General features: G+C 66.8%; 27 protein-coding genes. 6 read left to right on the forward strand and 21 right to left on the reverse strand.

The annotated features are described in order from the left end of the window. The first annotated feature begins 26 nt into the window (after positions 1 to 26). The 5 genes from moaA to ACSQ3O_RS15790 all read left to right on the forward strand — a co-directional run bounded on the left by moaA (position 27) and on the right by ACSQ3O_RS15790 (position 4463). Complete coding sequence (gene moaA / locus ACSQ3O_RS15770; RefSeq protein WP_436139579.1) at positions 27 to 1163, forward strand: GTP 3',8-cyclase MoaA; 1137 nt, start codon at positions 27 to 29, stop codon at positions 1161 to 1163. A 177-nt stretch (positions 1164 to 1340) separates the two neighbouring features. After that, entirely contained in the window at positions 1341 to 1979 is a 639-nt protein-coding gene (gene mobA / locus ACSQ3O_RS15775) for a molybdenum cofactor guanylyltransferase MobA (RefSeq protein WP_436139580.1), read from the forward strand. A 29-nt stretch (positions 1980 to 2008) separates the two neighbouring features. After that, positions 2009 to 2608, forward strand: coding sequence for a GNAT family N-acetyltransferase (locus ACSQ3O_RS15780; RefSeq protein ID WP_436139581.1), 600 nt, complete (start codon positions 2009 to 2011; stop codon positions 2606 to 2608). Between the two features lie 42 nt (positions 2609 to 2650). Further along, on the forward strand, positions 2651 to 4018 hold the full coding sequence (gene moeA / locus ACSQ3O_RS15785; protein WP_436139582.1) for a molybdopterin molybdotransferase MoeA: 1368 nt from the start codon (positions 2651 to 2653) through the stop codon (positions 4016 to 4018). Between the two features lie 112 nt (positions 4019 to 4130). Beyond that, the gene (locus ACSQ3O_RS15790; protein ID WP_137748274.1) at positions 4131 to 4463 is read left to right on the forward strand and encodes a thioredoxin family protein; all 333 of its coding nucleotides are present in this window, start codon (positions 4131 to 4133) and stop codon (positions 4461 to 4463) included. A 75-nt stretch (positions 4464 to 4538) separates the two neighbouring features. Here ACSQ3O_RS15790 and ACSQ3O_RS15795 read toward each other — a convergent pair whose 3' ends face one another. From ACSQ3O_RS15795 to ACSQ3O_RS15810, 4 genes are all read right to left on the reverse strand, one after another. Then, on the reverse strand, positions 4539 to 7700 hold the full coding sequence (locus tag ACSQ3O_RS15795; protein WP_137748275.1) for an efflux RND transporter permease subunit: 3162 nt from the start codon (positions 7698 to 7700) through the stop codon (positions 4539 to 4541). A gap of 52 nt (positions 7701 to 7752) precedes the next feature. Continuing rightward, positions 7753 to 9177: an efflux RND transporter periplasmic adaptor subunit gene (locus ACSQ3O_RS15800; RefSeq protein ID WP_436139583.1), complete on the reverse strand. Its 1425-nt coding sequence runs from the start codon at positions 9175 to 9177 to the stop codon at positions 7753 to 7755. Positions 9178 to 9384: 207 nt separating this feature from the next. Continuing rightward, the gene (gene rnhA, locus ACSQ3O_RS15805) at positions 9385 to 9834 is read right to left on the reverse strand and encodes a ribonuclease HI (protein WP_137748277.1); all 450 of its coding nucleotides are present in this window, start codon (positions 9832 to 9834) and stop codon (positions 9385 to 9387) included. An 81-nt stretch (positions 9835 to 9915) separates the two neighbouring features. Further along, on the reverse strand, positions 9916 to 10770 hold the full coding sequence (locus ACSQ3O_RS15810) for a class I SAM-dependent methyltransferase (protein WP_436139584.1): 855 nt from the start codon (positions 10768 to 10770) through the stop codon (positions 9916 to 9918). A 163-nt stretch (positions 10771 to 10933) separates the two neighbouring features. On the opposite strand from ACSQ3O_RS15810, the gene ACSQ3O_RS15815 reads away from it, so the two are divergent. Beyond that, positions 10934 to 11980 (forward strand): tyrosine-type recombinase/integrase, encoded by a 1047-nt coding sequence (locus ACSQ3O_RS15815; protein ID WP_436139585.1) that lies wholly within the window; start codon positions 10934 to 10936, stop codon positions 11978 to 11980. 85 nt (positions 11981 to 12065) lie between these two features. On the opposite strand, the gene ACSQ3O_RS15820 is transcribed toward ACSQ3O_RS15815, so the two are convergent. The 17 genes from ACSQ3O_RS15820 to ACSQ3O_RS15900 all read right to left on the reverse strand — a co-directional run bounded on the left by ACSQ3O_RS15820 (position 12066) and on the right by ACSQ3O_RS15900 (position 25706). Then, positions 12066 to 12341: a hypothetical protein gene (locus ACSQ3O_RS15820; RefSeq protein WP_436139586.1), complete on the reverse strand. Its 276-nt coding sequence runs from the start codon at positions 12339 to 12341 to the stop codon at positions 12066 to 12068. Between the two features lie 131 nt (positions 12342 to 12472). After that, complete coding sequence (locus tag ACSQ3O_RS15825; RefSeq protein WP_436139587.1) at positions 12473 to 13108, reverse strand: Gp49 family protein; 636 nt, start codon at positions 13106 to 13108, stop codon at positions 12473 to 12475. A 27-nt stretch (positions 13109 to 13135) separates the two neighbouring features. Continuing rightward, positions 13136 to 13540: a crAss001_48 related protein gene (locus tag ACSQ3O_RS15830; RefSeq protein ID WP_436139588.1), complete on the reverse strand. Its 405-nt coding sequence runs from the start codon at positions 13538 to 13540 to the stop codon at positions 13136 to 13138. Between the two features lie 8 nt (positions 13541 to 13548). Beyond that, positions 13549 to 14028 carry a hypothetical protein gene (locus ACSQ3O_RS15835; RefSeq protein ID WP_436139589.1) on the reverse strand — a complete coding sequence of 160 codons (480 nt, stop codon included), beginning with the start codon at positions 14026 to 14028 and terminating at the stop codon, positions 13549 to 13551. Beyond that, complete coding sequence (locus ACSQ3O_RS15840; RefSeq protein WP_436139590.1) at positions 14025 to 14654, reverse strand: glycoside hydrolase family protein; 630 nt, start codon at positions 14652 to 14654, stop codon at positions 14025 to 14027. Before ACSQ3O_RS15840 ends, ACSQ3O_RS15835 begins: the two co-directional genes overlap by 4 nt. Continuing rightward, positions 14651 to 14920, reverse strand: a complete 270-nt coding sequence (locus ACSQ3O_RS15845) for a holin (RefSeq protein WP_436139591.1) — start codon at positions 14918 to 14920, stop codon at positions 14651 to 14653. The genes ACSQ3O_RS15840 and ACSQ3O_RS15845 overlap by 4 nt, the downstream gene beginning before the upstream one ends. Before the next feature lie 52 nt (positions 14921 to 14972). Beyond that, on the reverse strand, positions 14973 to 16208 hold the full coding sequence (locus ACSQ3O_RS15850) for a hypothetical protein (protein ID WP_436139592.1): 1236 nt from the start codon (positions 16206 to 16208) through the stop codon (positions 14973 to 14975). Positions 16209 to 16211: 3 nt separating this feature from the next. Continuing rightward, positions 16212 to 17018 carry a hypothetical protein gene (locus tag ACSQ3O_RS15855; protein WP_436139593.1) on the reverse strand — a complete coding sequence of 269 codons (807 nt, stop codon included), beginning with the start codon at positions 17016 to 17018 and terminating at the stop codon, positions 16212 to 16214. Further along, the gene (locus ACSQ3O_RS15860; protein WP_436139594.1) at positions 17015 to 17815 is read right to left on the reverse strand and encodes an SPRY domain-containing protein; all 801 of its coding nucleotides are present in this window, start codon (positions 17813 to 17815) and stop codon (positions 17015 to 17017) included. Before ACSQ3O_RS15860 ends, ACSQ3O_RS15855 begins: the two co-directional genes overlap by 4 nt. Further along, positions 17815 to 18219 (reverse strand): hypothetical protein, encoded by a 405-nt coding sequence (locus ACSQ3O_RS15865; RefSeq protein ID WP_436139595.1) that lies wholly within the window; start codon positions 18217 to 18219, stop codon positions 17815 to 17817. The genes ACSQ3O_RS15860 and ACSQ3O_RS15865 overlap by 1 nt, the downstream gene beginning before the upstream one ends. Positions 18220 to 18229: 10 nt before the next feature. Beyond that, positions 18230 to 18841 carry a hypothetical protein gene (locus ACSQ3O_RS15870; RefSeq protein ID WP_436139596.1) on the reverse strand — a complete coding sequence of 204 codons (612 nt, stop codon included), beginning with the start codon at positions 18839 to 18841 and terminating at the stop codon, positions 18230 to 18232. 49 nt (positions 18842 to 18890) lie between these two features. Then, on the reverse strand, positions 18891 to 19967 hold the full coding sequence (locus ACSQ3O_RS15875; protein ID WP_436139597.1) for a hypothetical protein: 1077 nt from the start codon (positions 19965 to 19967) through the stop codon (positions 18891 to 18893). A gap of 1 nt (position 19968) precedes the next feature. Then, positions 19969 to 20961: a hypothetical protein gene (locus tag ACSQ3O_RS15880; RefSeq protein WP_436139598.1), complete on the reverse strand. Its 993-nt coding sequence runs from the start codon at positions 20959 to 20961 to the stop codon at positions 19969 to 19971. After that, on the reverse strand, positions 20961 to 22583 hold the full coding sequence (locus ACSQ3O_RS15885; protein WP_436139599.1) for a hypothetical protein: 1623 nt from the start codon (positions 22581 to 22583) through the stop codon (positions 20961 to 20963). The genes ACSQ3O_RS15880 and ACSQ3O_RS15885 overlap by 1 nt, the downstream gene beginning before the upstream one ends. 8 nt (positions 22584 to 22591) lie before the next feature. Beyond that, positions 22592 to 22804, reverse strand: a complete 213-nt coding sequence (locus tag ACSQ3O_RS15890; protein WP_436139600.1) for a hypothetical protein — start codon at positions 22802 to 22804, stop codon at positions 22592 to 22594. Next, positions 22801 to 24957, reverse strand: coding sequence for a hypothetical protein (locus ACSQ3O_RS15895; protein ID WP_436139601.1), 2157 nt, complete (start codon positions 24955 to 24957; stop codon positions 22801 to 22803). Before ACSQ3O_RS15895 ends, ACSQ3O_RS15890 begins: the two co-directional genes overlap by 4 nt. Beyond that, positions 24954 to 25706, reverse strand: coding sequence for a hypothetical protein (locus tag ACSQ3O_RS15900; RefSeq protein ID WP_436139602.1), 753 nt, complete (start codon positions 25704 to 25706; stop codon positions 24954 to 24956). The genes ACSQ3O_RS15895 and ACSQ3O_RS15900 overlap by 4 nt, the downstream gene beginning before the upstream one ends. Position 25707: the final 1 nt, after the last annotated feature.

The following is a 25707-nucleotide window of genomic DNA, read 5'->3' on the forward strand; positions in this document are numbered from 1 at the left end:
CGGGGCCCATGCGGCAAAATCACGCCATGGCCGAACGTGTGATTCCTCTGGTGGACCAACGCATCGCCGCTCTGGCGGCGCGGGTGCCCGCACACCCCGTGGCCCCCACCGGCCAGCTCACCGACACCCGGGGCCGTCCGCTGCGCGACCTGCGCATCAGCGTGACGGACCGCTGCAACTTCCGCTGCAACTACTGCATGCCCAAGGAGGTGTTCGACAAGGACTACCCCTACCTGCCCCACGGCGCGCTCTTGAGCTTTGAGGAAATCACCCGGCTGGCCCGGCTGTTTCTGGCGCATGGGGTGCGCAAGATCCGCCTCACGGGCGGCGAGCCCCTGCTGCGCAAGAACCTGGAAGACCTGGTGGCACAACTGGCCCAGCTGCGCACGGTGGACGGCTTGGCGCCCGACCTCACCCTGACCACCAACGGATCGCTGCTGGCGCGCAAGGCCCAGGCCCTGAAGGACGCGGGCCTGAACCGCGTGACCGTGAGCCTGGACGGCCTGGATGACGCCGTGTTCCGCCGCATGAACGATGTGGATTTTCCGGTGGCCGACGTGCTGGCGGGCATCGAGGCCGCGCACGCTGCCGGGCTGTCGCAGATCAAGGTGAACATGGTGGTCAAGCGCGGCACCAACGAACACGAAATTTTGCCCATGGCCCGCCACTTTCGGGGCACGGGCACCACGCTGCGCTTCATCGAATACATGGACGTGGGCGCCACCAACGGCTGGCGCATGGACGAGGTGCTGCCTTCGGCCGAACTGATTGAACGCCTGCGCGCCGAGCTGCCCCTGGTGCAGCTCAGCCCCAGCAGTCCCGGCGAAACCGCCGAGCGCTGGGGCTATGCCAACGCAGCGGGCCGGCACGACCCCAACCTGGGCGAGGTCGGCGTGATCAGCAGCGTGACCCAGGCCTTCTGCCACGACTGCAATCGCGCGCGGCTCTCTACCGAAGGCAAGCTCTACCTGTGCCTGTTTGCGTCCGAAGGCTACGACCTGCGCACCCTGCTGCGCGGCGGCGCGAGCGACGAAGCCATTGCCTCGGCCATCGCACCCATCTGGCAGCAGCGCACGGACCGCTATTCCGAGCTGCGAAGCAGCCTGCCTGCAGACACGGGCCAAGGCGGACGGCGGGTGGAGATGAGCTACATCGGTGGATGAAGTGAAGCACTCCCTGAGTCACCTGCGGTGCCTTCAACCTCTCTCGCCACGCGGGAAGGCAACGCACCCGGTGGCCTGGCAAAGCCAGTTCCATGGGTGCACTCACCCAGTGCTGCACCGGTTCCAAGGCAGCAGCAAGCATGCGCCACAGCCACAGATACCCCTCGAAGCTATTACATGATTGATACCCAAGACATCACCGGCCTGGTCCTCGCCGGTGGCCGGGGCTCCCGCATGGGCGGGGTCGATAAAGGCCTGCAGAACTTTCGCGGCCTGCCGCTGGCGTTGCACACGCTGATGCGGCTGCAGATGCAGACCGGCAATGTGATGGTCAACGCCAACCGCAACCTGGCCGCCTACGAAGCCTTTGGCGCCCCCGTGTGGCCCGATGTACTGGCCGACTACGCAGGCCCGCTGGCGGGCTTTCTGACGGGACTGGAACGCTGCGAGACACCGTGGCTGCTGACGGTGCCCTGCGACACGCCCCTCTTCCCGCTGGACCTGGCCCAGCGTCTGGCCGCCGCAGCCGATGCGCAAGGCGCCGACATCGCCATGGCCGCCGCCCCCGAGGACGATGGCCGGGGCCACATCCAGGTGCGCCCCCAGCCCGTGTTCTGCCTGCTGCGCGTGGACCTGCTCGAAAGCCTGGTCGCCTTCACCCAGGCCGGGGGCCGCAAGATCGACGCCTGGACGGGCCAGCACCGCTGCGCCATCGTGCCGTTTGACCAACCAGGCGATGACCCGCAGGCCTTCTTCAACGCCAACACGCTGGCCGAACTGCATGCGCTGGAAAGCGCCAGCCCACCCCAGCCCTGAAGGCAAACCCAGGCCAGCCACATCCCTTCATGACCAACCCTCTGCCGCCCGCCACCGCCTTTGCAGCCGCTGCAGCCGCCGCCAACGCCATCCATATCCGCCCCCTGGTGGCCGCCGACGCCGTGGCCTACAAGGCCCTGCGGGATGAGGCGCTGCGCACCGCACCGGACGCCTTCACATCCGACTACGCCGCATCGGTGGGCCGCCCGGCCAAGGAGTACGCGGTGCGTTTTGGCCCGCTGGAGTCGGGCGTGTTCTTTCTGGGCGCCTTCAATGCGGCAGGCCAGTTGCTGGGGTGCGTGGGCTGCGAGCGCGAGCAGCGCACCAAGCAGCGCCACTGCGCCACCGTGGTGGGCATGATGGTGGCGCCCACCGCGCAGCGCCGGGGCGTCGGCCAGCAGCTGGTGGCCGCCTGCGTGCAAGCCGCGCGCAATGTGCCGGGGCTCACGCAGCTGGTGCTCACGGTCACGGCCTCCAACACCCATGTGGTGCGGCTGTATGAGCAGGCGGGCTTTACCGCCTGGGGCCTGCTGCCGCGCGCCGTGTTGGTAGACAACGTGGCCTACGACAAGCTGCACATGCTGCTGTTGCTCACCGCCGACCCTTTTCCTGCCTGCCGCTCCAAGTGACGCGCCACTGGCCGCACGGCACCCCTGAATGTTGTTGACCCCATGAAAACCATTGCCCAGATCGCCGCTGAACTGCAGGGCTACGACCCCCAGGCCCTGAAAGCCGCGGACGTCAACGCCTTCCTGGACCTCCTGGTCACGCCCGTAGCCGAGACCGAGGAACTGCCCCTTTTCAGCGCCCTGGGCCGGGTGCTGGCGCAGGACGTGATCTCGCCCATCAGCGTGCCGCCACACGACAACTCGGCCATGGACGGCTATGCATTTGCGGGCGCCCAGTTGGCCAAGGGCCAGCCCCTCACGCTGCGCGTGGTGGGCACAGCGCTGGCGGGCAAGGCCTGGGCAGGCACCGTGGCAGCAGGCGAATGCGTGAAGATCATGACCGGCGCGATCATGCCTGCGGGCCTGGACACCGTCGTGCCGCAGGAGTTCACCACCCCGACCACCTCGGGCGGCACCGACCACATCACCATCGCGGCCGACGTGCTGCAACTGGGTGACAACCGCCGCTTCAAGGGCGAAGACCTGATGGAAGGCGGCGTGGCCCTGGCGCGCGGCGAGCCGCTCACGCCCGCCGCGCTGGGCCTGGTGGCCAGCCTGGGTCTGCCCACGGTGACCGTGGTGCGCCGCCTGCGCGTGGCGTATTTCTCGACCGGCGACGAGATCCTGAGCCTGGGCGAGCCCCCCCGTGAGGGCGCCGTGTACGACAGCAACCGCTACACCGTGTTCGGCCTGCTCACGCGCCTGGGCGTGGAGGTGATCGACCTGGGCGTGGTGCGCGACGAGCCCGCACTGCTCGAAGCCGCCTTTCGCCAGGCGGCCCAGCAGGCCGACGCCATCATCACCAGTGGCGGCGTGAGCGTGGGCGAGGCCGACCACACCCGCACCATGATGAAAAAGCTGGGCGACGTCGCCTTCTGGCGCATCGCCATGCGCCCGGGCCGCCCCATGGCCGTGGGGCGCATTACTGCTGCTGGATTTGAAGAAAAAACAGCCTCTCCCGCGCAACCATCAAGCGCAGATAGCTATCAAAATAGTAGCAAATCACATTCTGGCTCTGGCGCTGTGCTTTTTGGCCTGCCCGGCAACCCGGTGGCGGTGATGGTGACCTTTCTGGCCTTTGTGCGCCCGGCCCTGCTGCGCATGATGGGCAGCACCCGCACAGCGCCCCCGCTGCTGCGCGCCACCTGCACCGAGCCCCTGCGCAAAAAACCCGGCCGCACCGAATACCAGCGCGGCCTGGTCACCACCGCCGCAGACGGCACGCTGCAAGTGCGCACCACCGGCAACCAGGGCTCGGGCGTACTCAGCTCGATGGTGCAGGCCAATGGGCTGATTGTTCTGCACCACGGGCAAGGCAATGTGGCGGTCGGTGATCCAGTCGATGTCATGGTCTTTGACGGCGTGATCTGATACAGGACCGCAATGAGCGGCTGGTCGGTGCACAGGCCAGAGCACGGAGCACCTGCCGCTGGGATCGCCTGCAACCCACTTGCTGAACCATCTGGCCACAAACTACCGCCATATGCCCTACGCCGCCCAGCACCTAGCCCAACCCCCATCCCGTGACGATGTAGACCGTCTGACAGGCGCCACCGTGGTGGAATTCGGCACCCCCTGGTGTGGCCACTGCCAACGCGCCCAGCCGCTGATCGAGCAGGCCCTGAAAGAGCAGGCAGACTTTTCGCACATCAAGGTGGAAGACGGCCCGGGCAAGCGCCTGGGCCGCACGTTTGGCGTGAAGCTCTGGCCCACGCTGGTGTTCTTGAAAGACGGCAAGGAAGTGGCCCGGCTGGTGCGGCCCCAGGCGCTGCAGGAGATTTCAGACGCCGTGCAGGCCACTGTGGCGCAGCCCTGAGACACCAAAAAAAGAAGGCCCGGCGGGGCTTCTTTTTATTGGCACTGCCCAGGGCCCTGCGCACCAGGCCCGGGGCTACTTCGCCACATAGTCGTGCGGGTGCAGCGGATGCTCAGGCTCTTCGGCCGCCACCGCCGTGTTGGCACCCGGCACGGCCTTGCGCGCGAACAGGGTGTACATGGTGGGCACCACAAAAATCGTGAGCAAGGTGCCCAGCGACATGCCGCCCACAATCACCCAGCCGATCTGCATGCGCGTCTCGGCCCCGGCGCCCTTGGCCAGGGCCAGGGGGATGGCGCCCAGCACCATGGCGCCTGTAGTCATCAGGATGGGGCGCAGGCGCTGGGCCGAGGCCTTGACCAGCGCATCCACCATCTCCATGCCCTCTTCGCGCAGTTGGTTGGTGAACTCCACGATCAGGATCCCGTGTTTGGTGATCAGGCCCACCAGCGTAATCAGCCCGATCTGCGAATACACGTTGAGCGAACCTCCGCTCCACTTGAGTGCCAGCAGCGCGCCAATCATCGACAGCGGCACCGACACCATGATGACCAGCGGGTCGATGAAGCTCTCGAACTGCGCGGCCAGCACCAGGAAGATGAACACCAGCGCCAGCACAAACACCACGCCCAGCGCACCCTGCGAGTTCTTGAACTCGCGCGAGGTGTCGTTCAGGTCGGTGGTGTAGCCGGGCTTGAGCACCTTGGCGGCCGTCTCGTTCATGAAGGTGAGGGCCTGGCCCAGCGAATAGTCGGACGACAGGTTGGCCGTGATGGTGGCCGAGCGGCGCTGCCCGAAGTGGTTCAGCTCGCGCGGGCTCACGCTTTCGCGCACGTTGACCAGGCTGGACAGCGGGATCATCGCGTCATTGCGGCCACGCACATAGATGGTGTCGATGTTCTCGGGCGTGGTGCGGCCCCGGGCCTCGGTCTGCACGATGACGTCGTACTGCTCGGCATCGCGCTTGTAGCGCGTCACGGTGCGGCCGCCCAGCATGGTTTCGATGGCCTTGGCCACCACTTCCACGCTCACGCCCAGGTCAGCAGCACGCTCGCGGTTGACCTCGATGCGCAGCTCGGGTTTGTTCAGGCGCAGGTCCACGTCGGGGCCCACGATGCCGGGGTTCTGCGCAATCTCGGCCATGAAGGCGGCCACCACCTTGCTCAGGTTCTCGTAGCTGTCCGAGGTCTGGATCACGTAGGTGAGCGGGCGCGAACGGAAGCCCTGGCCCAGCGAGGGCGGCGTGATCAAAAAGGCGTTCACGCCCGGCAGGCCTGCCACCTTGGGCTGCAGTTCCTTGGCCAGGTCGAGCGTGGTGCGGTTGCGGCTTTCCCAGTCCACCGTGCGGTAGATGACGCTGCCCTGCGCCACCGTGGGGTTGCCGATGTTGGCAAACACGCGGTCAAACTCGGGGTAGGTGGTGCCGATCTTTTCCAGCTCCAGGGCATAGCGGTTGGTGTAGTCCAGCGTGGCACCGTCGGGTGCCGTCACGCTGGCCAGAATGGTGCCCCGGTCTTCCAGCGGCGACAGCTCCTGCCGCATGGTGGGGAACACCAGCGCCAGCGCCAGCCCGCTCAGGGCCATGACACCGATCACAATCCAGCGGGCCTGGAAGATGGCGCCACGCACGCCACCGCCCTTTGCAGCACCCTCGCCGCCGCCCCAGCGCGCCGTAACGATCCAGCGCAGCAGGCGGCCGTAGGCGTCCGACAGCGCGGTGAGCCAGCGCTCCATCGAGCGGTCGAACCAGTTGGGTTTGGGGTTGTGCTTGAGCAGCAGCGAACACATCATGGGCGAGAGCGTGAGTGCCACAAAACCCGACACCACCACCGCCCCGGCCAGCGCCAGCGCGAACTCCACAAACAAACGCCCTGTGCGCCCCGGAGTGAAGGCCAGCGGCGCATACACCGCAACGAGCGTGAGCGTCATGGCGACGATGGCAAAGCCGATTTCGCGCGCGCCCTTGATGGCGGCAGAAAACGGGTCGAGCCCCTCTTCGATGTGGCGGTAGATGTTCTCCAGCATCACGATGGCGTCATCCACCACGAGGCCGATGGCCAGCACCAGCGCCAGCAGCGTGAGCGTGTTGATGGAAAAGCCCGCCAGCGACATCAGCGCAAAACTGCCCACCAGGCTCACCGGAATGGTGACGATGGGGATGATGGAGGCGCGCAGCGTGCGCAGGAACACGAAGATGACCAGCGCCACCAGAACCACCGCTTCGATGATGGTGGAGTACACGCTCTTGATGGAGCGGTCGATGAACAGCGAGTTGTCGTTGGCCACATCGATGCCGATGTCGGCGGGAAGGTCGGCCTTGAGCAAAGGCATCATGGCGCGCACGCCCTTGGCCAGCTCCAGCGGGTTGGCGGTGGCCTGGCGGATCACGCCCACCGAGATCGCATCGCGGCCGTTCAGACGCACACGGCTGCGGTCGCTGGCGGCAGCCTCCTCCACCCGCGCCACGTCGAGGATGCGCACGGGAAAGCCGTTGACCGTGCGAATCACGATGTTGGAGAACTGCGCGGGGGTCTTCAGGTCGGTCTGCGAGGTCACGCTGAACTCGCGCTGCTGCGACTCGATGCGGCCGGCGGGCAGCTCCAGGTTGTTGCGGCGAATCGCGTCTTCCACGTCCTGCGTGGTCAGGCGGTAGCCTGCCATGCGCTCCGGGTCCAGCCACACGCGCATGGCGTATTTGCGCTCACCGTAGATGGGCACATCGGCCACGCCGGTCACGGTCTGCAGGCGGGGCTTGACGATGCGGTTGACCAGGTCGTTGATCTCCAGCGGGCTGCGCGTGTCGCTGCTGAAGGCCAGCCACATCACGGGCGAGGCGTCGGCCTCTACCTTGGCGATCACGGGTTCGTCCACGGCCGTGGGCAGGCGGTTGCGCACGCGTGCGGTGCGGTCACGCACCTCGGCGGCGGCGTTGTCGGCGTCTTTCTCCAGCCGGAATCGCACGCTGATCTGGCTTTGCTCGGCGCGGCTGATGGAGGTGATCACATCGACTGCATCGATCCCGGCAATCGAGTCTTCAAGGGGCTTGGTGACCTGCGATTCAATCACCTCGGCCGAGGCGCCCGCATAGCGCACGCTGACGGTGACCACGGGTTCGTCGATCTTGGGATATTCGCGCACCGACAGGCGCGTGAAGCTCACCGCACCAATCAGCAGCACCAGCAGCGACAGCACGGTGGCAAACACCGGCCGGCGGATGGAGATTTCAGCGAGTTGCATGGCAGTCCAGGGGCGTCAGAAAGGGGCTTTAACCAGGCAGCAGAACCCGCCCTCAGGCGGGAGACCGCTTGCTGGGAGATGTTGGCTGGCCAGGGTTGGCCGCCATCTGGCAGGGGTTGGGGCCTGGCAGCGGGGCCGCCAGTGCGCTCGCAGGGGTTGTCACGGCAACCGCTGCGGGTACAGCAGGGGCAGGTGGAGCCACCGGGGCCACGGCCACAGCAGCCGCGCCCGATGCGTTGAGCGCTGGCGCATCGGCCACACCCGCAGCATTGCCCCCCCGTGGGCCCGATGCAGGGCGTGCAGAGGAAGGCGCAGCACCCGAGCCCGGCTTGCCCAACTCGACCACACGCACCTCGGTACCGTCCTTGCGGATGCGCTGCTGGCCGGCCGTGACCACCAGGTCCCCGGCGTTCAACCCCTCCACCACCTCTACCAGGCCGGGCGCACGGGCACCCAGTTGCACGGGAACGCGGCGCGTCACACGGGTGCCGGGCTCCTTGCCCTCCACAATCTTGAGCACATAGGGGCTGTTGCCATCCGGCACGATGGCTTCTTCGGGCACCACACGCGCATCGCTGCGCTCTGCAAACACGGCGGTCACGCGCGCGAACATGCCGGGGCGCAGTTGCAGGCGGCGGTTGTCGATGCAGCCACGCACTGCAATGGCCCGGCCATCGGCATCAATCTGCGGGCTGATGGCCTGCACCACGGCGGCGTAGCGCACGCCCGGCAGCGCATCAAACGCCACCTGGGCCGTCTGCCCGGTGCGTGCCTTGCTCTGCAGCCGCTCTGGCAGGCGGAAGTCCACGTACACGGCGTCCAGGTCTTCGATGTTGACGATGTCGGCGCCGTCCTTGAGGTAGTCGCCCACGTTCACCCCCCGGATGCCCGCAATGCCATCGAAGGGCGCCACGATCTTGAGCCGCTGGGCCGTGGCCTGCGCCAGGGCCAGCTTAGCCTGCGCGACCTCCAGGTTGGCGGCACTTTCATCCACCGAACGCTGGCTGATGAAGCCCTGGGCCACCAGTTCCTGGTTGCGTTTGTGGTTGGCTTGGGCAATGGAAAGCTCCGCCTGGCTTTGCTGGATCTGCGCGCGGGGCAGCTGGTCGTCAAACTGCACCAGCACCTGCCCGCGCCGCACGCGCTGGCCGTCGCTGAAGTTGAGCTGGGTGATGCGCCCGCCCACCTCGGGCCGGAGCATCACGCTCTGGCGCGAGCGCAGGCTGCCAACGGCCTCGGCGTCGTCGCGCAGCGCCATCTGCCGAACGGCCACAGCCTCCACCGCCACGGGGCGGCCCGCGCCCCCTGGCGCACTGGCACCCCGCGCGGGCCCGCCCGCAGGCGCTCCCCCACTGCCTCCGGCTGCAGACACATCCGTGCGCGCGGACTGCGCGGGTTTCTGGAACCACCATGCGGCACCCGAGGCGGCGGCAATGCCGATGACTGCGAAAACGATGTATTTGTTCTTGGACGCCATGGGTCAGTGAAACCAGGTGATGTGGGGAATGCAATCAAACAATGTATCAGTGCGTGTCTTGTGCTGCAGCAAACTTTGGCAAGACCCCAAGGGCAATTGCGCCGGTTTTACGCAGGCTTTACACGCCCCAAAACAAAAAAGCCCCCGAAGGGGCTGGTGTCAGCGTCCGCGCACGCTGTCGGTGCCAGGGCATGCGCCTGCAAGCGGTCAGTTGCGCCCCAGGGCCTTGTCCACGCCCCGGTTGGCCAGCGCGTCGGCGCGCTCGTTGCCGGGGTCGCCCGAATGCCCCTTCACCCAGCGCCACTCGATGCGGTGGCCGCCGGTGCTGACCAGCGCATCCAGCCGCTGCCACAACTCGACATTCTTGACGGGCTGCTTGGACGCCGTGCGCCAGCCCTTTGCCTTCCAGCCATGGATCCATTCGGTGATGCCCTTACGCACGTACTCGCTGTCCAGGAACAGTGTTACGGCGCAGGGGCGCTTGAGGGCCGAAAGCGCCTCGATCACGGCCAGCAGCTCCATGCGGTTGTTGGTGGTGCCCAGCTCGCCGCCGAACAGCTCCTTCTCGACCTGCCCGGCGCGCAGCAGCACACCCCATCCGCCAGGGCCCGGGTTGCCCTTGCAGGCGCCATCTGTGTATATCTCTACCTGGTTCAAACTGTGTTCCTGCTCTGGTGATTCATGGATGGCCGCCCTGGCCCGGGCAAAGGCGCTGTGGCGGCCGATGGGATGGATTGTCTACGCCGGTTCGCGCTGTGCCGGGGCGGCATGGGCCGTGGGCACCCTGGCGCCCGCGCGGTTGGCCACGGGCACGGTGGCGGCAGACCGCTGGCGCTGGTTGCGCCAGGCGGGCTCCAGCAGGCGCATGCCATGCACCCGCTTGACCGCCACCAGGAAGTAGGCCGCGCCCAGAATGGGCCACCAGCGCTCTCCCAGGGGGTCCATCCAGCCAAAACGGTCCAGCCACTGGGCACTGCGCACTGCTGGACGATAACAGCCAAACCGGGCCGATTCGACCTCGAAGCTCAAAAGCCGCAGCCAGTCCCGCAGGCGCCGGTAGCCAATGAATTCGCCCACATCGGGCAGATACAGGGTGCCCCGCCCCAGGCGCTGGTACAGCCGCGCGCGCCGCTGGCGCAGGCCCCACAGGCTGGCGGGATTGAGCCCGCTGATGACCACGCGGCCCTCCGGCACCAGCACCCGCTCGACCTCGCGCAGGGTGGCATGGGGGTCGATGCTCAGCTCCAGGGTGTGGGGCAGCACGATGAGGTCCAGGCTCGCATCGGCAAACGGCAGAGCCACGGACTCGGCGAGCAAGTCCACGGTGTGTACCCGCAAGGGGATGTCGCACCCATCTCCCCCGTCGTCCGCTTGCCCGTACGCCATGGGCCCCAGCACCGCCTCCTGCCCCAGCGCCAGCCATTGGTGCTGCATGCGGTTGGCACGCAGGCCGTCGAGCAGGGGCATGCCCAGCTGCAGGCTGTGGTAGCCAAAGATGTCGGCCACGGCCTCGTCGAAGCGCGCCTGCTCCCATGCCAGCAGGTACCGGCCCGGCGGGGAATCGAACCAGTGGTGCAAACCTATAATTTCCATGACAGCGCGGAACCATTCGGCACGATTGAGCACTTTCCAATATAAATCAACGCATTACGACCATTCTGCGGTGTGACAACCGACACTATTCGGCACCATTTGGCACATTAAAGCACCGTCCGGTGTGACAATCGGTGTGCCAAAACTCATTTGTCACACCGCCATGCCAACTTTCCGTATCCGCAACGGCCGCCACCAGGTCCAAGTCCGCATCAAAGAGGGCGGGGTCATTGTCCACCAGGAAAGTGCCACGTTTGATACCCATGCCCAGGCCAAGGCATGGGGGCTTGCTTTGGAAAAGCGCATCGCCAAGGATGGCGTGGCTGCGCGCAAGCAAGGTCAGGTGTCACTGGCAGCCCTGATGGACACGCATGTGAAGATGCTCAAGAAGATCGGGCGGGAGTACGCGGCCATCGAGCACCGCTTCAAGAACATCAAGGCATACCCCTTCACCGAAAAGCCGGTGGAGTCCATCACATCGGCCGACTTCATCGACTGGGCGGTTCAGCACGCGCCCGGCAGATCCCCTGCCACACTGCTCAACCACATGATGGCCGTTCGCGCAGCCTATCGGGCCGCACCGGTGGCCCACGGCATCCCGCTGGATATGTCCGTGGTCACGAATGCCATGGATCACCTGCGGCGCATGCAGGTGGTGGCACCCAGCCAGCGCCGTGACCGCCGGGTGTCGGATCAGGAACTGGATCAGATCGAGGCGTGGTGGCGCAAGCTGGAAGGCACGGTGATTCCGGCGCCCACCATCCTGCGATTCCTGGTCGCCCTCCCCCGCCGCCGCGAGGAAGTCATGAACGCCATGTGGGAGGACTACAACCCCGAAACCCACACGCTGCTGCTGCGCGACACGAAGCACCCGACCATGCCCCGGGATGAGGTGGTGCCCGTGCCGCCCGCTGCGCAGAAGATCCTGGCGGGCCTGCCACGCACCAAGGGCCGCATCTTTCCGTACCGTGGCGCCTCGGTCAGCGCGACATTCCAGCGCGCGGCCAAGTTCCTGGAGCTGGATGACATCACGCTACACGACCTTCGGCACGAAGGCATCAGCCGACTTTTTGAGGCAGGGCTGACCATCCCCGAGGTGTCGCTGATTTCTGGGCACACCAGCTGGGAATCGCTCAAGCGGTACACCCACATCCAGCCAAAGCATGTGCTGGAGAAGCTGGGTTCAGCCAGTAAAAAGAGCCGCGGCTGACTGCGACACGGCACACCACCAAACACAAAGCCCCGCTCGCATCACTGCGGCGGGGCTTTTCTATTGACGCTGGCAATTCAGCAGATCAGATCGACGGACACATGCGCCAGGAGGGGTGCACCGTGGGTCGTCGCTTGAGCACGCGCAGCACGAAGGCCTTGGCCGCTACCAGCACCACGCGCGGCTTCTCCTGGCCCGGGGCTTTGGCCTGCAGCTGAAAGGGCTCCACCCAGGCACTGAGCACGCGGTCGATGCCATAGCTCACAGCGGACACCACACGGTCAACGGCGGCCGACATGGCAGAGGCTGCGGCCATGCAAGCCATGGCGATCAGGGAAACGAAGCGGGACGAGCGGTACATGGTGAATCTCCAGATGGGTGGTGCCGTGGCTACCGGCGGGGGCCCCTTGCCGTTGCGGGGAATGGGTGTCGGCCTGGCTGGGCGAACCACTTGGCCACCCCGGCGCACCGGGGCGGGCCTTGCCGACGTGATCAGGAGGGGCGCGGCATGCCAGCCAGGTCGGCGGCAGCATCCGCTTCGGTGAGCACCGGGCGGGCCAGCTCGTCGCGCAGGCGGAAGCCCAGCAGTACCCAGACCATTTCGACGGCCGCCGCCCGGGCAGATTCCCGGCCCTTTGCAGCGTCATGCTGCGCACGGTCGATTGCGCCGTAGTTCACGCCCAGAACCTTTGCACCATTGCGCAGCACCAGCGTGCAGATAGTGACTTGATCCAGATTCGTCCAGGCGGCGGGCCGTGTTCCCATTTCCGACTGGCCGAGCACGCCATCGGCTGCGGTGAAATAGAACTCAGCAGCAATCTCGGCTTCAATGTCCGCCGGCGTCACGCGCGGGCCGTTGGCGGCCTTGGCCTGGATCTCGCGCTCCAGGGAGTCGGGGCCGGGGTCCACCACGGGGATGCCTACGGCGCCCAGCTTGAGTTCAAAGACAATTCGCTCGAAAGAAATGACCACTGCAGACGCGGCCAGAACAATGAAGCAAAGAATCATGCCCACAAAGCCGTAGGCGCTCTGGCGGTCATGAAAGGCGTAAGCGCACGCAATCAGCGAGCCGACAGAGCAGGCGATCAGGAACATTGCAGACTTTGAGGTGTAAGTGAACGGGGTCACAAGAGGCTCCTTTGATGGGATGAGGACTTAGAACGCAGCAATGCGCTCGCCCAGAATCACGGACAACTCGCGCATCACATCGAGCTGGCGACGCAAGCGGGCCTGCTCGTCGGCGGGCAGCGTGGAGAACACGGGATTCGTGTCAATAAAGACGGCGAGGCGCGAGATTTCCCCATCGCGGGCGGCCTTCTCGTCAATCACGCGCTGCTGGTGGGGTGGCACGGTGCTGGCGGCTGGCTCGGGCATATCCAGTGCGCAACGCACAAAGCAGTCCTTGGCTTCCAGCAGCTTGCGCATCCCGGCGCTTTTCTCAGGGCCGTCCGGCAGCAGGGCCTCCAGCTTTTCGGCCATCTCGCCGATGGGCTTGCTCACGGCCTGCAGCTTGGGCGGCAGGTGGGCGAAGGCGAAATACTTGATGGTGGTAGAGGGCATGCGGGTTCTCAGGGTTTGGGCCCGGCAACCGGCCGGGGCGGGATCACTGGCCAGGCTTCGCGGAGGGTTCGGACATCACTCGCGTGCCCTTCAGCTTTTTCGACCATCCCTGCATACGCGGCGCGGCAGTCTTCGAATACGGCTCCGAGGGCAAGGGCGTACTCAAGGACGGCGGCGGGGGGAGCTGCAGCGAGTCGGCGGGCAGCGTCGGCGTTTTGGTCGCGCAGCTCGTCAGAAGCACGGTGCAGGTTGTCAAGCTCAGTGCGCAAAAGCGCTTCGCGTTCACGGGCAGCATTGAGGGCTCCTTGGTAGGTCTTGGTGATGGCGCGCTCGTCGGCGCGGGCCTGGGTCACGGCGCCCAGGCGCTCGTTGCTCTGCTCCAGGCGCACGTCGGCCACGGCAGCATCCATGCGGGCGTCTTGGAAGACCCAGGCGCAAGCGGCTGCGGCCAGGGCCACGACCAGGTGGGTGATGAGGGAGAGGTTCACTTGAGTCTCCAGTCGGTGCAGATCTCGCCGTTCGCATCCCCGCGTAGCTGCAGGCCGGGCAGCACCGTGGACACGCCCTTGACCGTGCCCTTGTTCCAGCGCGGGTTCTCGCGGCACGCCCCCGCCCAGTCCCCGGCATTGGCCTTGCGCAGCATCGTGCTGGTGCCAAAGTTGCCCTCGCCCTTGTTGTGCAGGAAGTCGAGGAACGTGGCTTGCTGGAACGGGTCGTAGCTGCCCCAGTAGGTCAGCAGGCGCTTGGCCGCCACCTCGTAGTAGACGTAGCGGCGCTTCTCCAGGCGGTAGCACTCGGCTGCGGAATAGAAGCGGCCGGCCACCACGTCGGGCCCCGTGAGTCCGTTGCACACCGTGAGCGGCTGGCCCTTGCCCAACTTGTCCACGTAGGGTGTGCCGATGTGGCGATTGCTGGATTCGTAGAAGCTGGCCATCACCATGGCGATGCGGATGGCGTCCGACACCTCGGGGTCAGCGGCCACGGCCTGGATATAGGCGTTCTGCTTGGCTTCGCGCGTGGCCGCCTCGTCCACGTAGATCGCCCCGCCCCCGGCGCCGATCAGCAGCACCAGGGCGGCGAGGCTGGTGCGCAGCTGGGCTGGGACGCGGCTCACTCCTCAGCCCCCAAGGTGCCCAGGTCGGTGTCGCTGTCCATGCCCCGGCGCAAGCGCGCCATGCGTAGCTGGTGCTCATCTGCGTGACGACGATTGGCCTCGCGCTTGTAGTACCAGTTCACGAGGGCGCCAAGCAGCGCTATTCCGATGCCGAGCAGACCAATCGCCTGCGAAGAGGCGATCCAGCCAAGGAATCCAACGACAGCGCCGCCACCGGTGGTGCGACTGCCAGCCGTGGCAAGGGTGTCGATGGTTTCAGTTTTCATGAGCCCGGATGATTCCGGGCCCCCTCGAAACCGTCGAACCCTACAGGGGGGATCAGACTGAGGCCGTGATCTCGTCCACCCGGGTCACTGCCGTGACGCTCGCCTCGAACGTGGCGCAGTGCACCGGGTCGGCCTGGGTCTGCGCGGTCACCTCGTAGGGCAAAGTGATCGCGGATATGTCGTGCACAAACTGCCGCTCCCCAGCCCGCGCGAACTGCCCGTGCACGGTCACACCGGCCAGCACCACCGCGCTCTGGAACACCACGGGGATTTCGAGGCGTGCAACAGATGTCGCGCAGTCCAGCACAACGCTGGAGGCGGCCGTGGTCACAATCTCGTAGGTCGCCGCAGACGTGGCCCCTTCCAGCGCCTGCGCGCTCGCCCCCCGCACCGGCACCGACACCACGAACTGGCCGGTGGCGCCATCGAGCGTGGCGGCCGCCATGGCAAGCACCGGCACGACCGCCGTGGCGGACTGCACCACCCCGCCCAGCACCACCGTGGATGCAGCCGCGACAGGCACCACCGCCGCCGCTGACTGGGCCACGCCCGCGAGGGTCACGGCAGAGGAAAAAATCGACCCGACAAAGATGGTGGACGAGCCCGCCACCCCATCCAGCGCCACCGCCTGGGCGGCCTGCACCGGGTTCTGCGCCTGGGCCGCCTGGGTGACGCCTGCGAGTGTGGTGGACTGCGATGCAGCGACACGCACCGCCGCCGTGCTGGCTTGGCTTGCGCCTTCCAGAATCACCGCCGAAGACAGCTCGGCAGGTGGCGCGGCTTCCACAGTCAGGGTGGCCGACCCCGCAGCGCCCTCCAGCGTGACAGATGAGGCCGCATGGGTGAGCACGGTGCCAGCGGCTGCACCGGACACGCCGCCCAGTGTCACGGTGCTGGCGAAAGCCGCGCCTGCGTCCCCGGTGACAGTGAGGGTGCTGGATTGCGTCACGCCAGCCAGCGTGCGCGCGCTGCTCAGATAGGCGATGCCGGTGGCCCAGTTCGCCCAGGTGAAGTTGACGGCCGTACCAGCCGGGGGCGTGTAGGCGCTGCTGCCAACCCAGGAGAAATTGACGGCATCACCAGGCGGCGGGACATAGTGGCCCACGCCCTCGCCCGTGACAGCACCGACCATGGAGCCAGATGCACCGGCAAGCAGCACTTCCGCGTTGGCCGCGTTGTACTCCCCAAAGAACGGCTCGCGCAGCAGCACCCCCGCCTGCAACGTCTGGCGCTGTGCAGAGCCTGCACGGGCGCGCAGGCCTGTCTGGTGCAGGCGCGGGGCGGCCATGGGTTACCCGTGGACGATCTTGCCCTGGCCGCGCACCGTGCCCGTGGTGGTGGTGCTGCAGATCATGAGCAACATCAAACAGGAGTCGTTGGGGATCTCGGGCATCCCCAGCTGCGCCCAGTCGTAGGACTCGATCTTGTTGGCAATGAGCGAAGACACGGCAGTGCGCGGGCGGGTGGCCGTGATGCCGAAGTTGCCCGCCGTCCCGGTGGTGGCCGACAGGGTGACGCTGTTCACCTGCTTGATGAACTTGCCCGCCACCGCTGGCACCACCGGCATCATGCGCCCGGCGCGCGTGGTCGCGGCCAGCGACACCGCCACGTTGCCGGTGGAGTCATCGTTATAGGTGACAGCCACAGTGGCCGTCACCCCCGTGGCGCCCGTGTCGGTGTACCACTCCAGCCACCATTGCAGGTCGGAGTAGTTGGATGCGCCCAGGCGTTCAGACGACAGGCCGGCCAGCGTGAGCGCACCTTGGGCAGTCGTCACCGTGCCCGACAGCCCGCCCATGTGCGCCAGGCGGTCGTGAATCTCCACACCGGTGGCGGCATTTCCGGTGGCGATGGTCTGCCAGGCGTAGTAGCTGGTGGCCGGGGCGGTCTGGTTGGTGAAGCCGATGGCCCCGGTGAGCGCCGACGTGCAGATCGCCGCAGCGGCGGGAATCGCCCCCTGCCCCGGCACGCCGGTGGCCCGCCAGAGGCTGAACACCTGGCCCGCTGCGGCGTTGGAGAGACTGGCCTTGTCCCAGACCACGCGCGAAGATGAATTACCCAGTGCGCTCAGCAGCTGGTTTTCTGTAGTGATAGTCATGAGTCCTCCAGCGCCGGAAGAATCCGGTCATGGACAAGCGCGTTCAGGTTTTCTCCGCTCGCGGGCAAGGCAATGGCCAGATGCTCATCGCCGGTGGGCGTCTCCAACACGGCATTGCCGGTCACCGCGTCCGTGGTCACCGTCCCGACCAGGGTGAAAGGCGACCGGCGGCAGATCGCCACTTCTCGCGCGACGTTGTTGTTGGCCGCATCCTTCACGTTGATGTGAACGCGGTAGACGGCAGAGCTTCCCGTACCAAACCCATGGTTGTGGCCTGCGGGTGGCGTGTAGGCAAATGCTGATCCACCGAAATTCGCAGTGACGTTGCAGGATGCACTTGCACCGCTTCCCATCATCGCAAAGATGGTTCCAGCGATCCCAGAGAAGGCGGCCCCATAGCTCACGCCGTTGACATAGATGGTCAACGTTCCGGCAGTCATGTCGAGCGCAAAGCCCAGCACATCGCCATCCACCAGCGTGGGCCCATACGCTGCGGCCACATCCTCATGGAACTTGGACCCGTTTGCGCCGTAGTACCCCCAACCATTGGAGTCAACCCCGGGGTACACACCCAGCGAGCCGTGCTCAACAGGAGCACTTGATGTGCCTATGCCCACCATCAAATAGGCCGCGCCACCATCGACCGTTACCTCCCAATACCATTTCCCTGAAGACACCCCAACAACACTTCTGACGGAAGACGTGTAGAAGTTCGAGGCAGCGGTGAGGTCGCCCCCAGACAGAGTGACACCCGCCCCTTTGTCAGCCGGGTTCCAAGTGGTCGGCACCAGAGGCATCAGGCATTGCCTTCGGTGAAGGTCTTGGTGGTCACAGTCACGGTCTGACCGCTGGCGATGCTGGTGTTGTCCACCGTCATATCGCCGCCGCCGCCCGTGGCGGTGATGGTTCCCTGCTCGTGGCAAACCGTGCCAGAGCTGTCCATGATGCGGTAATAGCCCGCAGTGCCCGATGCGCCAGCAGTCGCAGTCCAGGCGCCCGCCAGGGTCTTCTGGCCGCCGGATGCAGCATTCAGCCAGTCGGCTGGGCAGGTCACCTCAACCAGCTGCGTGCCAGTCTGGGCGGCTGCGCAGTCTGCAGGCTTAGCGCCGGTCAGGATGCGCAATTTGGGAGATGCGCCAATGGTCGTTTCGACAACATCGAGGCGCGCGTTGCGCACGGCAACAGAAAATTGAAGGGCCATGGTGGTGCCTCTACTCGGTGGTGGTTACTTGGGTGGTCAGCTCGAAGGAGCCGAACAAGATGGGCGTGACGAAGCCGCCGGGCGCGACCATTTCCAAGTCATAGACGCCGGTGCTCCAGGGGACGGTGTTGGTGTCTGCTGGCTCAAAAACCAGCGTGATGGTCTTCTCGGCGTTGCTGATCAGAATGCTGCTGCTGTCTGAGGTGAGAGACATCAAGATGGTCCCGCCCACGCGGTCCTTGATGTCCATGCGCGCCTTGTAGTCCAGCATGTCGTGAGGCGTGAGCCACTGCAGGAAACCGGTGTTCGCCCGGTGCGCGCCGAACAGCGCAGAGCTGATGTCGTTGAACTCGATCTGCGTGGTGGAACGCACCCGGGCGCGGCGGAAGTCTGCTGGCTTGGGCGGGTTGCTCTTGGCGTTGAGCTGGGTCATGCCCAAGGCATCGACCACGGCGACTTTCCAGCCGTCCGGCAGTCCATGGGGCTGCTGGGTGTTCACCACGGCAGGCGCCCCGCGCGTGATGGAGCTGATAGCCGCAAACAGATAGGGCTCAGTCTCCCAGCGCGCGACGATGCGCACCGAGCTGCCTCGGCGGAAAGAAATGTCGCGTTCGGTTGCCATGGCCGGAAGTCTTCCGGGCCATGGCGTTTTGGTCGAACCCTATACGGGGTCAGCTCCAGTCGGTGGTGTCCCGCTCGGTGCCGCTGAACTGCCCCGACCCACGCACCTGGTTCCACAGCTGGGTGACCATGTTGCCCAGCATGTCCACCAGCTCCTGGCCCGATGCGCTGTTGAGTTTGGCCTTCTGCAGGTCGTAGTCGCTCGCCAGCGCGGCCTTTACCTGGATGTCGTGGCGGCGCTTGGCCGTCTCCAGCACCAGGGCCTGAATGCGCGTCTGCTCGGCCAGCGTGAGCTTTTCCATGCTGCTCACCTGGTCGATCACGGCGTCCTGGTCGCCGATGTGCAGCGCGCGCGCCTGGCGCTTCTTGTTGAACAGGTCGGCCACCTTGCCCGTGAGGTCGCGGATCTTGTTCGCGCGGATGCCGGCCGCAGCCTTGGCCAGTGCCAGCTTCGCCCCGCGCTCTGCATCCAGGCGGGCCTGGAACGCGGCGGCAATGGCGGCATCGTGGGCACGGCCCACGCCAGCGTGCAGCTTGGCCACGGCACCGTGGACCGCGCCGGGCAAGAACCGATGCCCGCCAGCGGCGGCTGCAGCCATCAGGTCAGCCTGCTGGTCGGCCGCCTCCAGGCGCCCGAAGGCCAGCGCGGTGTCTGCCCCAGCACGGTCGAACGCCTCCACGTAGGTCACGCCAGGTGCCCCCGCCTGCAGTGCCGCCCGTGCTGCAGCGTCGGCCGCGTCGCCGGTCGCGCCCAGGCCAGGAAACAGCCGGTCGAAGGCGTCCAGCATGTTGTAGGTCAGCGAGGCCACGGCGGCATCCATCAGATCCCCGGGCAGGCCGGGAACCACGATGTCGTCGGTGTCACCAGGCGACAGTACGCGGTCCAGCGCATTCTGGCTGCTGGTCAGGCTGGAACTCCAGCGCACGCCCGCCGCATCCGGCGCCCCCAGGGCGTTGATGGGCGCGTCCACCGCCTGGGCAGCAATGCCGTTCGCATACTGGTCGGTCGCCGTGGCCAGGTTGGTGATCAGCTCGATGGCCTGCATCACCACGGCGGCGGCCAGGCCCGGCACAAACACGGCCGGGAGGGTCTTGTCGGTATTGACGTTAAAGGGTGGCAGGCTCATATCAGGTGCTTTCCGTCAGGCTCACGGTGTTGCTCTCGCTGGCGGCAGAGGTCACGCTCACGCCAAAGCCATTGAGCGCGGCGGCGGCGCGGTTGGAGTGGCGGCGGATGCGCTTGATGTAGCTGTCCACGAGCAGCCCCACATGCTCGGCATAGCGCTCGTTCACCTGGCCGGTGATCCGCACGTCGTCGCTCGCGGCCTCGTGGTCACCATCGACCCCGATGCGCCAGCGCGCCAGTTCCTCGGCCAGGCGCTCCATGCGCGCGCGCTTGATCTCGTTGGTGCGCCGCAGCTGGGTGAGGTAGTCGTTGTTGCGGCCGAAGACGTCGAACATCAGGTTGATCTGCCCAAACGCATAGTCCATGGCCGCGTCCAGCGCCTGGTCGCGCAGCGCCAGCACGTCAACGATGGCCGCCACCCGCAGCTGCTGCTTGGCGTTGTCGGCGTCGGCCTGCATCTGGGCGGCCAAGCGCCCCCCACTCACCGCCATGCGCCGGGCGGCCTCAGCGGCCAGCGCAGCGCCAGCACCGGCGGGCAACGGCAGTCCATAGGCATTGAGCAGGCCGGGCACCTGCGCGGCGGCCACCTGCGACTGCTGCAGGCGCTGGTGCTGCCCTACCCCGCCCAGCCCATCGCCCCCGGCCATGACCCGGGCGTACCAGTCCAGCGCGGCCCGGAACGAGCCCGACAGCGGAGCCACCGCCTCCATGATCCGGGCGAACTCGCCCGCCCAATCTGCAGCCAGCCGCTGCAGCGCCGCCGCCGCGCCCTGGTCGTTGTCACCCAGCGCCTCGATGATCGCGGCATTGGTGGCGCTGTCGCCCGGCACGAACGCGGGCAGGCTGTCCGCACCTGCCGCGCGCTGCGGCGCCTTGTCGAACACTGGCGCGGCCAGAGACACAGCCGCGTTCGCGCTCAGCTTGGCCTTGTCCCAGGCCAGCCCCAGCAGCCCATCGAAGACGAGCGTGGGGTTCATTGCGTGACCGTTTGGCATCAGATCCTCCGTTTCAGCGGGACCACCTCAAAGCGAACTGTGTCCAGCTCGAAGTCGGCGCCGTTTTCGTTGTAAAGCTCGAAGGAGAAGTAGGACGCGCGCAGGCCCTTGCCCAGGTCGAAGCGCTGCGTGGCCTGCCGGGGGTCGGAGTGCCGCACGCGGTAGAGGTAGGCGTCATTGCCATCACCAACCCGCAGGTACACCGCCCCGCTGGCGCCCACGCCCACGTACACAAAGGGCACGCTCTTGAGTTCCTGCGTGCCGAAGTCGTGCCTCCCGAAGTGCAGATGGGCCTGGATGGGCTCGCCCGCGTCGTCGTCGCCTTCTAGCGTGAAAATTCCCGATTCTTTTGCACCGTAGGCCACGCCACCAATCACCGCATAGCTATTAAATCCATAGCTCGCATAGCGGCTCGATGCGCCGGTTTCCGCGTTCACCGCCCACGTTTCCGAGTCATCGACGCCGTTGGTGGCCTGGGCCTGGTCGCTGACCCACACCGCCTCCATCAGTGCTGCGGCGAACTCGCCCGACAGCGAGGCAATCGTCTCGATGCTCAGGTCTTCGACGGTGGACACGCCAGCCAGGCCCTCCACGGTGATGAGCGCCCCGGCCGTCAGCGTCTCGTTCATGGTGAGCACCACGGATCGCGCCGTGAGGTAGTCGCCCAGAACGAACGGCCGCTCGATCATGTAGACCAGATCCGCCTCGGGCGCGGCCCAGCTGAACGCTTCCATGGGGCGCATGCGCCCACGGCCTTCGGCATAGGGCCGGTCGGCTGCCAGCAGGGACAATTCCTGCAGGCTGACATCGCCGCCGCCAATGGTGCCCGTCAGGCCCCGGCCCACGCCAATCACGGGGTAGAGGTAGCTGGAGCAGATGGCATAGGCGGGCGTCCACGCCTCGTTGTGCGCCTGGAGCGCCAGGCCCGCCATGCTGCTGACCATGCTCCCGCTGATCTGGTTCGTACCCCACACCGACAGCGGCGCCAGGGCGAGCGTCGCCCCCTGCGGCTGGGCCAGCTCCAGCGGTCGCAGCACCAATTGCGCGAGCCCGGAAAAACTTTGCACCTCGCCAATGGGGTGGATCATGGTGTTCATGTACGCCCCGGTGTAGGGCTCGAACGCCGGAGACAGCACGCCGTCGCCCGCAGCAAACAGCGAGGCGTCCATCCACACCTGCCCATCGCTGGGAACCTGGCTGCGGTACAGCACTGCGCCGTTGCGGTAGTACACAACGTCAGTGCCCATGCGGATGATCTCGTACACGTCGCCCACAGCATTTGTGCCCAGGTCCGTGGCCACCACGGCGCCCAGCTCCCGCACGCTGATCGCGCCCCGGTCGAACGCCAGCGAATGGCTCATGTTCGAGAAGCCATCGCCCTCGGGCACGGCGGCCAGGCCGACCACCACGCCGATGGAGCCCGCGCGCACGTTAAACCGCGCCACCAGGTTGCCAGTCAGGCTGGCCACGCTGAATGCGCTGGAGTTCCAGCCCAGGTTAAATTCGGCCTCGGTGTAGTCCTCGGGCCGCTTGAGGGGCGGAATCACCCCCTGCCCCGGGCGCGGCGGGACGTATACCGGCCACGGCGGGATATAAACCGTGCCCCAGTCAGTTGTGCTCATGGTGTGTCCTAGTCGCTGTGCAAGCTCGTGCCCGGCCAGTTGAAAGCAGGCGGCTTGCCCGGTGGGTTCACCACGAAGCCCCCGCCCCCACTGCCATCACCGGGCGCCACCCATCCGCCCGGCTCGTAGGGCTCTGCGGGGAGGGTGATGCCACCACTGCCCGTGCCGCCGCCGATGCCCAGGCCCTCGGTCTTGCGCAACTTGATCAGGTCGTTGCTCACGTCGGTATCTCCCTCGATTCGTCGTACACCCAGGGCAGCCCCGGGCACATCGCGGCCTCTCGCCCGCTGTCGTCCTCCATCACCACGGGCCCGTGCAGCTCGTGCGTGACATTGATGGAGGTGTTCGCGCGCAGGTCGCTGATGGTCGCGTTCAGCGTCTGGCGCAGCGCCGCATGAAAAGTCCCGTCCAGCTGCGCATACCGTGGCAACGCGAATTCCCCGCTGGGGTGGCGCTTCCAGGTCAGGCCCCGGTCCTTGCTGATCCAGAGCACACCCTTCATCTTCGAGCGGGCCCCGGGGTAGTTCACCCCACCTGCAGTGGTGAAACTGTTGAAGCGCGGCGCGCCCAGCACCACCACGGCTGCCAAGGTCTTCTCGTCCATGGCGAACAGGCGCACCACCGCGCGGGCGTCCACCGCAGGCAGGGCCCGGAACGACCAGGACCAGGATGCGCCGTTGAACTCGGCCACGGCCAGCACGGTGCGCGGATCGTTCACCGTGACCGCCGACCCGGAACTGAACCAGCCCATGGTGAGCCGGAAGGCCGCCCAGTGGCGGAAGGGCACCACCTCCACCATGCTGGAGCGCGGCGAAGCGGTACGCAGGGCGCCCGGGTACAGGTGCTGGTACAGGTCTTCATCCGTGACCTCGAACACCTGTTCCAGCGCCCCCGGGGTTGCGCGCAGAACCCGGTGCGTGTTGCACTGCCCATAGATGGGCGACGTGGTGGGGCTGAAACTCACCGTGCGCTGCAGCACCGCCGTCATCCAGACACCGCCCTCCCCGTCCGGCGCCACCACGTCCGTGGCTGTGAAATCCCCCAGGGCGGCGCGCACTGCGGCCATGGGCGTCTGCGCCCAGCCTGCGCCGTTGGTGACCGACCAGATCAGGCGCAGGTCATTGGCGGGCGAGCGGTACTGCAGATCGCTCGGGATCTTGACGACAGGGGTGCCACCCACAGCCACCAGCTCCCACGCCTGCCCGGGGCGCAGCTGGCGAAGGGTGCGCAGCAGCAGAAACAGGCGGGTGGGCCCGGCGCGGTGCAGGTATATCTGGGCGGCGGCAGCATAGAACTCAGGCCCCCAGCCCTCGGGGTCGGTCCAGGTGACGGCCGACAGCGCGGGGTCGCCGCTGGTGGTCCGCATGCACACCAGGCTGGCCACGCCGGAGCCATCAGGGTAGAGGGCGTCCGATGGGGTGGCGTACACCGCTGCGATGGCCAGCAGCGCGGCGCCGCCCTCCTGCACCATGGCGGGGGGCGACACGTCGTAATGCGCAGGCCGCTGGCGGTCCACCCACGACACCCCAGACCAGGGCCCAATCCGCATGAGGTTGGGGTAGTAGATTTGCGCCGGGTCGCCGTCGCGGTGCCACAGCAGCGGCCGAATGATGTACTCGTGCGTGATGGGGTCAATGGCGGGCTCCACGGGTTGGGCTTCGCGCAGGTCGTCCGCCTTGGCCGTCAGGCTGGAGAGCGCCAGGCCCAGGCCGCAGAACGGGCTGAACTCCAGCAGCGCGCGGCTTGCCATCGTCGTCGGGTCTACGCTGAGCACGCGCACCGTGTTGAGCGCGGGTGCCCACACGCGCTCCATCAGGCGCATGTTGGTGGGGAACACGATGGTGTAGCTGGTCAGCCGGTAGCCGACCAGCTTGCGCCCAGCGCTCCACTCGCCCTCTGCCACCAGCTGCAGCCGCCCCCGGGGCAGCTTGTGCAGCATCGCGCGCTTGGGGCGCAGCAGACCCAGCCAGCCGTTGAAGTCGAACACCGGGGCCCGCGCGCGCAGCTTCTTGGCTGCCGACACGTCCCACACCTGACCATCGCACGCCATGGCGTGGGTGCGCGGCAGTGGGCCGGATACGGCCGCCAGGTCATTGCCAAGCGAAAGGTCATCGCCCACCACGCCCTCCCACAGATCCTCGCCACCGGAGCCCAGCACGCGCTTGCGGTCGCCTTGCGGCTCCCAGAGCGCGAACAGCTGCAGGCCCTGGGGGCTGCGGCGCTCCAGCTCGCGGAACTCGCCCGAGATTTGCACGCGGCTGGTGCCGTCGTCGTAGGTCATGAAGTCCGAACCGACGTTCTCCATGGCGGACATGGCCTGCCGCTCGAGGCCCGAATCGGCGGGCACCTGGTCGTGGATGCGGCGGATGGTCACAGCCGCTCCTCGCAGCCCACCAGCTTCTGCCAGAACGCCGTGGGCACCACGCCCCCGCCGTCATAGTCGTAGGTGAAGGACACCATGGCCGAATCGCCCGAGTAGGCATCCTCCTGGAACGCGGCCAGGCTCAGCGCGTCATGGGTGATGGGCTGCGCACTGGGGGCGCCGGTCTTCGCCGTCACAGCGTAGGGGTAGAGCTTGCTCCAGTCGTAGTCCACCGGGGTCACGCCGTCCGCATACAGCAGGCCGGTGAAAAGTGCGGCGATGGTGGCGGCCGAAACCGTGGCCAGGTTCGCCCCGCCCTCGTCCTTGAGAAACAGGCCCGCAGCCTCGAAGCTCAGCGAGAGCGTGCCGGACAGCGTGCCCATCACCAGAGCGCCAGCGGCTGGGTTCACGAAACCATCGAAGTGCTGGATGGTCCGGTCGAAGGCGCCGATCATGATGACGGGCAACAGGGATGGCTCCGAGTAGCCGAAGGCGGCGATCAGGCATGGCGAGAACGGGCTGGGTCCCGTGCACATGGCCACCATCGCGTGCTGCGCGCCCGCCGTGAACTGCAGCCGCCAGCCAGGCGCACCGGCCACCGTGGGCGCAGGGTCGGGGCGTGCGCCATCCCCCAGCATGCCAATCGCCCAGGGTTCGTCCACGGCATTGTTGGTGCACAAGATGCCGCTGGTGGACATTTCGCGCGGCGGCGAACCGCCCGGCACCAGCGCGCCGCCCGAATAGATCAGCACCTCGGCCATG

The organism is Acidovorax sp. LjRoot74 (assembly GCF_964254355.1).
GTDB lineage: Bacteria > Pseudomonadota > Gammaproteobacteria > Burkholderiales > Burkholderiaceae_C > Acidovorax.

Excerpts from the sequence above, each read along its gene's own strand:
- moaA (WP_436139579.1), top strand. The coding sequence starts at position 27 with ATGGCCGAACGTGTGATTCCTCTGGTGGACCAACGCATCGCCGCTCTG.
- mobA (WP_436139580.1), top strand. The coding sequence starts at position 1,341 with ATGATTGATACCCAAGACATCACCGGCCTGGTCCTCGCCGGTGGCCGG.
- ACSQ3O_RS15780 (WP_436139581.1), top strand. The coding sequence starts at position 2,009 with ATGACCAACCCTCTGCCGCCCGCCACCGCCTTTGCAGCCGCTGCAGCC.
- moeA (WP_436139582.1), top strand. The coding sequence starts at position 2,651 with ATGAAAACCATTGCCCAGATCGCCGCTGAACTGCAGGGCTACGACCCC.
- ACSQ3O_RS15790 (WP_137748274.1), top strand. The coding sequence starts at position 4,131 with ATGCCCTACGCCGCCCAGCACCTAGCCCAACCCCCATCCCGTGACGAT.
- ACSQ3O_RS15795 (WP_137748275.1), bottom strand. The coding sequence starts at position 7,700 with ATGCAACTCGCTGAAATCTCCATCCGCCGGCCGGTGTTTGCCACCGTG.
- ACSQ3O_RS15800 (WP_436139583.1), bottom strand. The coding sequence starts at position 9,177 with ATGGCGTCCAAGAACAAATACATCGTTTTCGCAGTCATCGGCATTGCC.
- ACSQ3O_RS15810 (WP_436139584.1), bottom strand. The coding sequence starts at position 10,770 with ATGGAAATTATAGGTTTGCACCACTGGTTCGATTCCCCGCCGGGCCGG.
- ACSQ3O_RS15815 (WP_436139585.1), top strand. The coding sequence starts at position 10,934 with ATGCCAACTTTCCGTATCCGCAACGGCCGCCACCAGGTCCAAGTCCGC.
- ACSQ3O_RS15820 (WP_436139586.1), bottom strand. The coding sequence starts at position 12,341 with ATGTACCGCTCGTCCCGCTTCGTTTCCCTGATCGCCATGGCTTGCATG.
- ACSQ3O_RS15830 (WP_436139588.1), bottom strand. The coding sequence starts at position 13,540 with ATGCCCTCTACCACCATCAAGTATTTCGCCTTCGCCCACCTGCCGCCC.
- ACSQ3O_RS15845 (WP_436139591.1), bottom strand. The coding sequence starts at position 14,920 with ATGAAAACTGAAACCATCGACACCCTTGCCACGGCTGGCAGTCGCACC.
- ACSQ3O_RS15850 (WP_436139592.1), bottom strand. The coding sequence starts at position 16,208 with ATGGCCGCCCCGCGCCTGCACCAGACAGGCCTGCGCGCCCGTGCAGGC.
- ACSQ3O_RS15855 (WP_436139593.1), bottom strand. The coding sequence starts at position 17,018 with ATGACTATCACTACAGAAAACCAGCTGCTGAGCGCACTGGGTAATTCA.
- ACSQ3O_RS15860 (WP_436139594.1), bottom strand. The coding sequence starts at position 17,815 with ATGCCTCTGGTGCCGACCACTTGGAACCCGGCTGACAAAGGGGCGGGT.
- ACSQ3O_RS15865 (WP_436139595.1), bottom strand. The coding sequence starts at position 18,219 with ATGGCCCTTCAATTTTCTGTTGCCGTGCGCAACGCGCGCCTCGATGTT.
- ACSQ3O_RS15870 (WP_436139596.1), bottom strand. The coding sequence starts at position 18,841 with ATGGCAACCGAACGCGACATTTCTTTCCGCCGAGGCAGCTCGGTGCGC.
- ACSQ3O_RS15875 (WP_436139597.1), bottom strand. The coding sequence starts at position 19,967 with ATGAGCCTGCCACCCTTTAACGTCAATACCGACAAGACCCTCCCGGCC.
- ACSQ3O_RS15880 (WP_436139598.1), bottom strand. The coding sequence starts at position 20,961 with ATGCCAAACGGTCACGCAATGAACCCCACGCTCGTCTTCGATGGGCTG.
- ACSQ3O_RS15885 (WP_436139599.1), bottom strand. The coding sequence starts at position 22,583 with ATGAGCACAACTGACTGGGGCACGGTTTATATCCCGCCGTGGCCGGTA.
- ACSQ3O_RS15900 (WP_436139602.1), bottom strand. The coding sequence starts at position 25,706 with ATGGCCGAGGTGCTGATCTATTCGGGCGGCGCGCTGGTGCCGGGCGGT.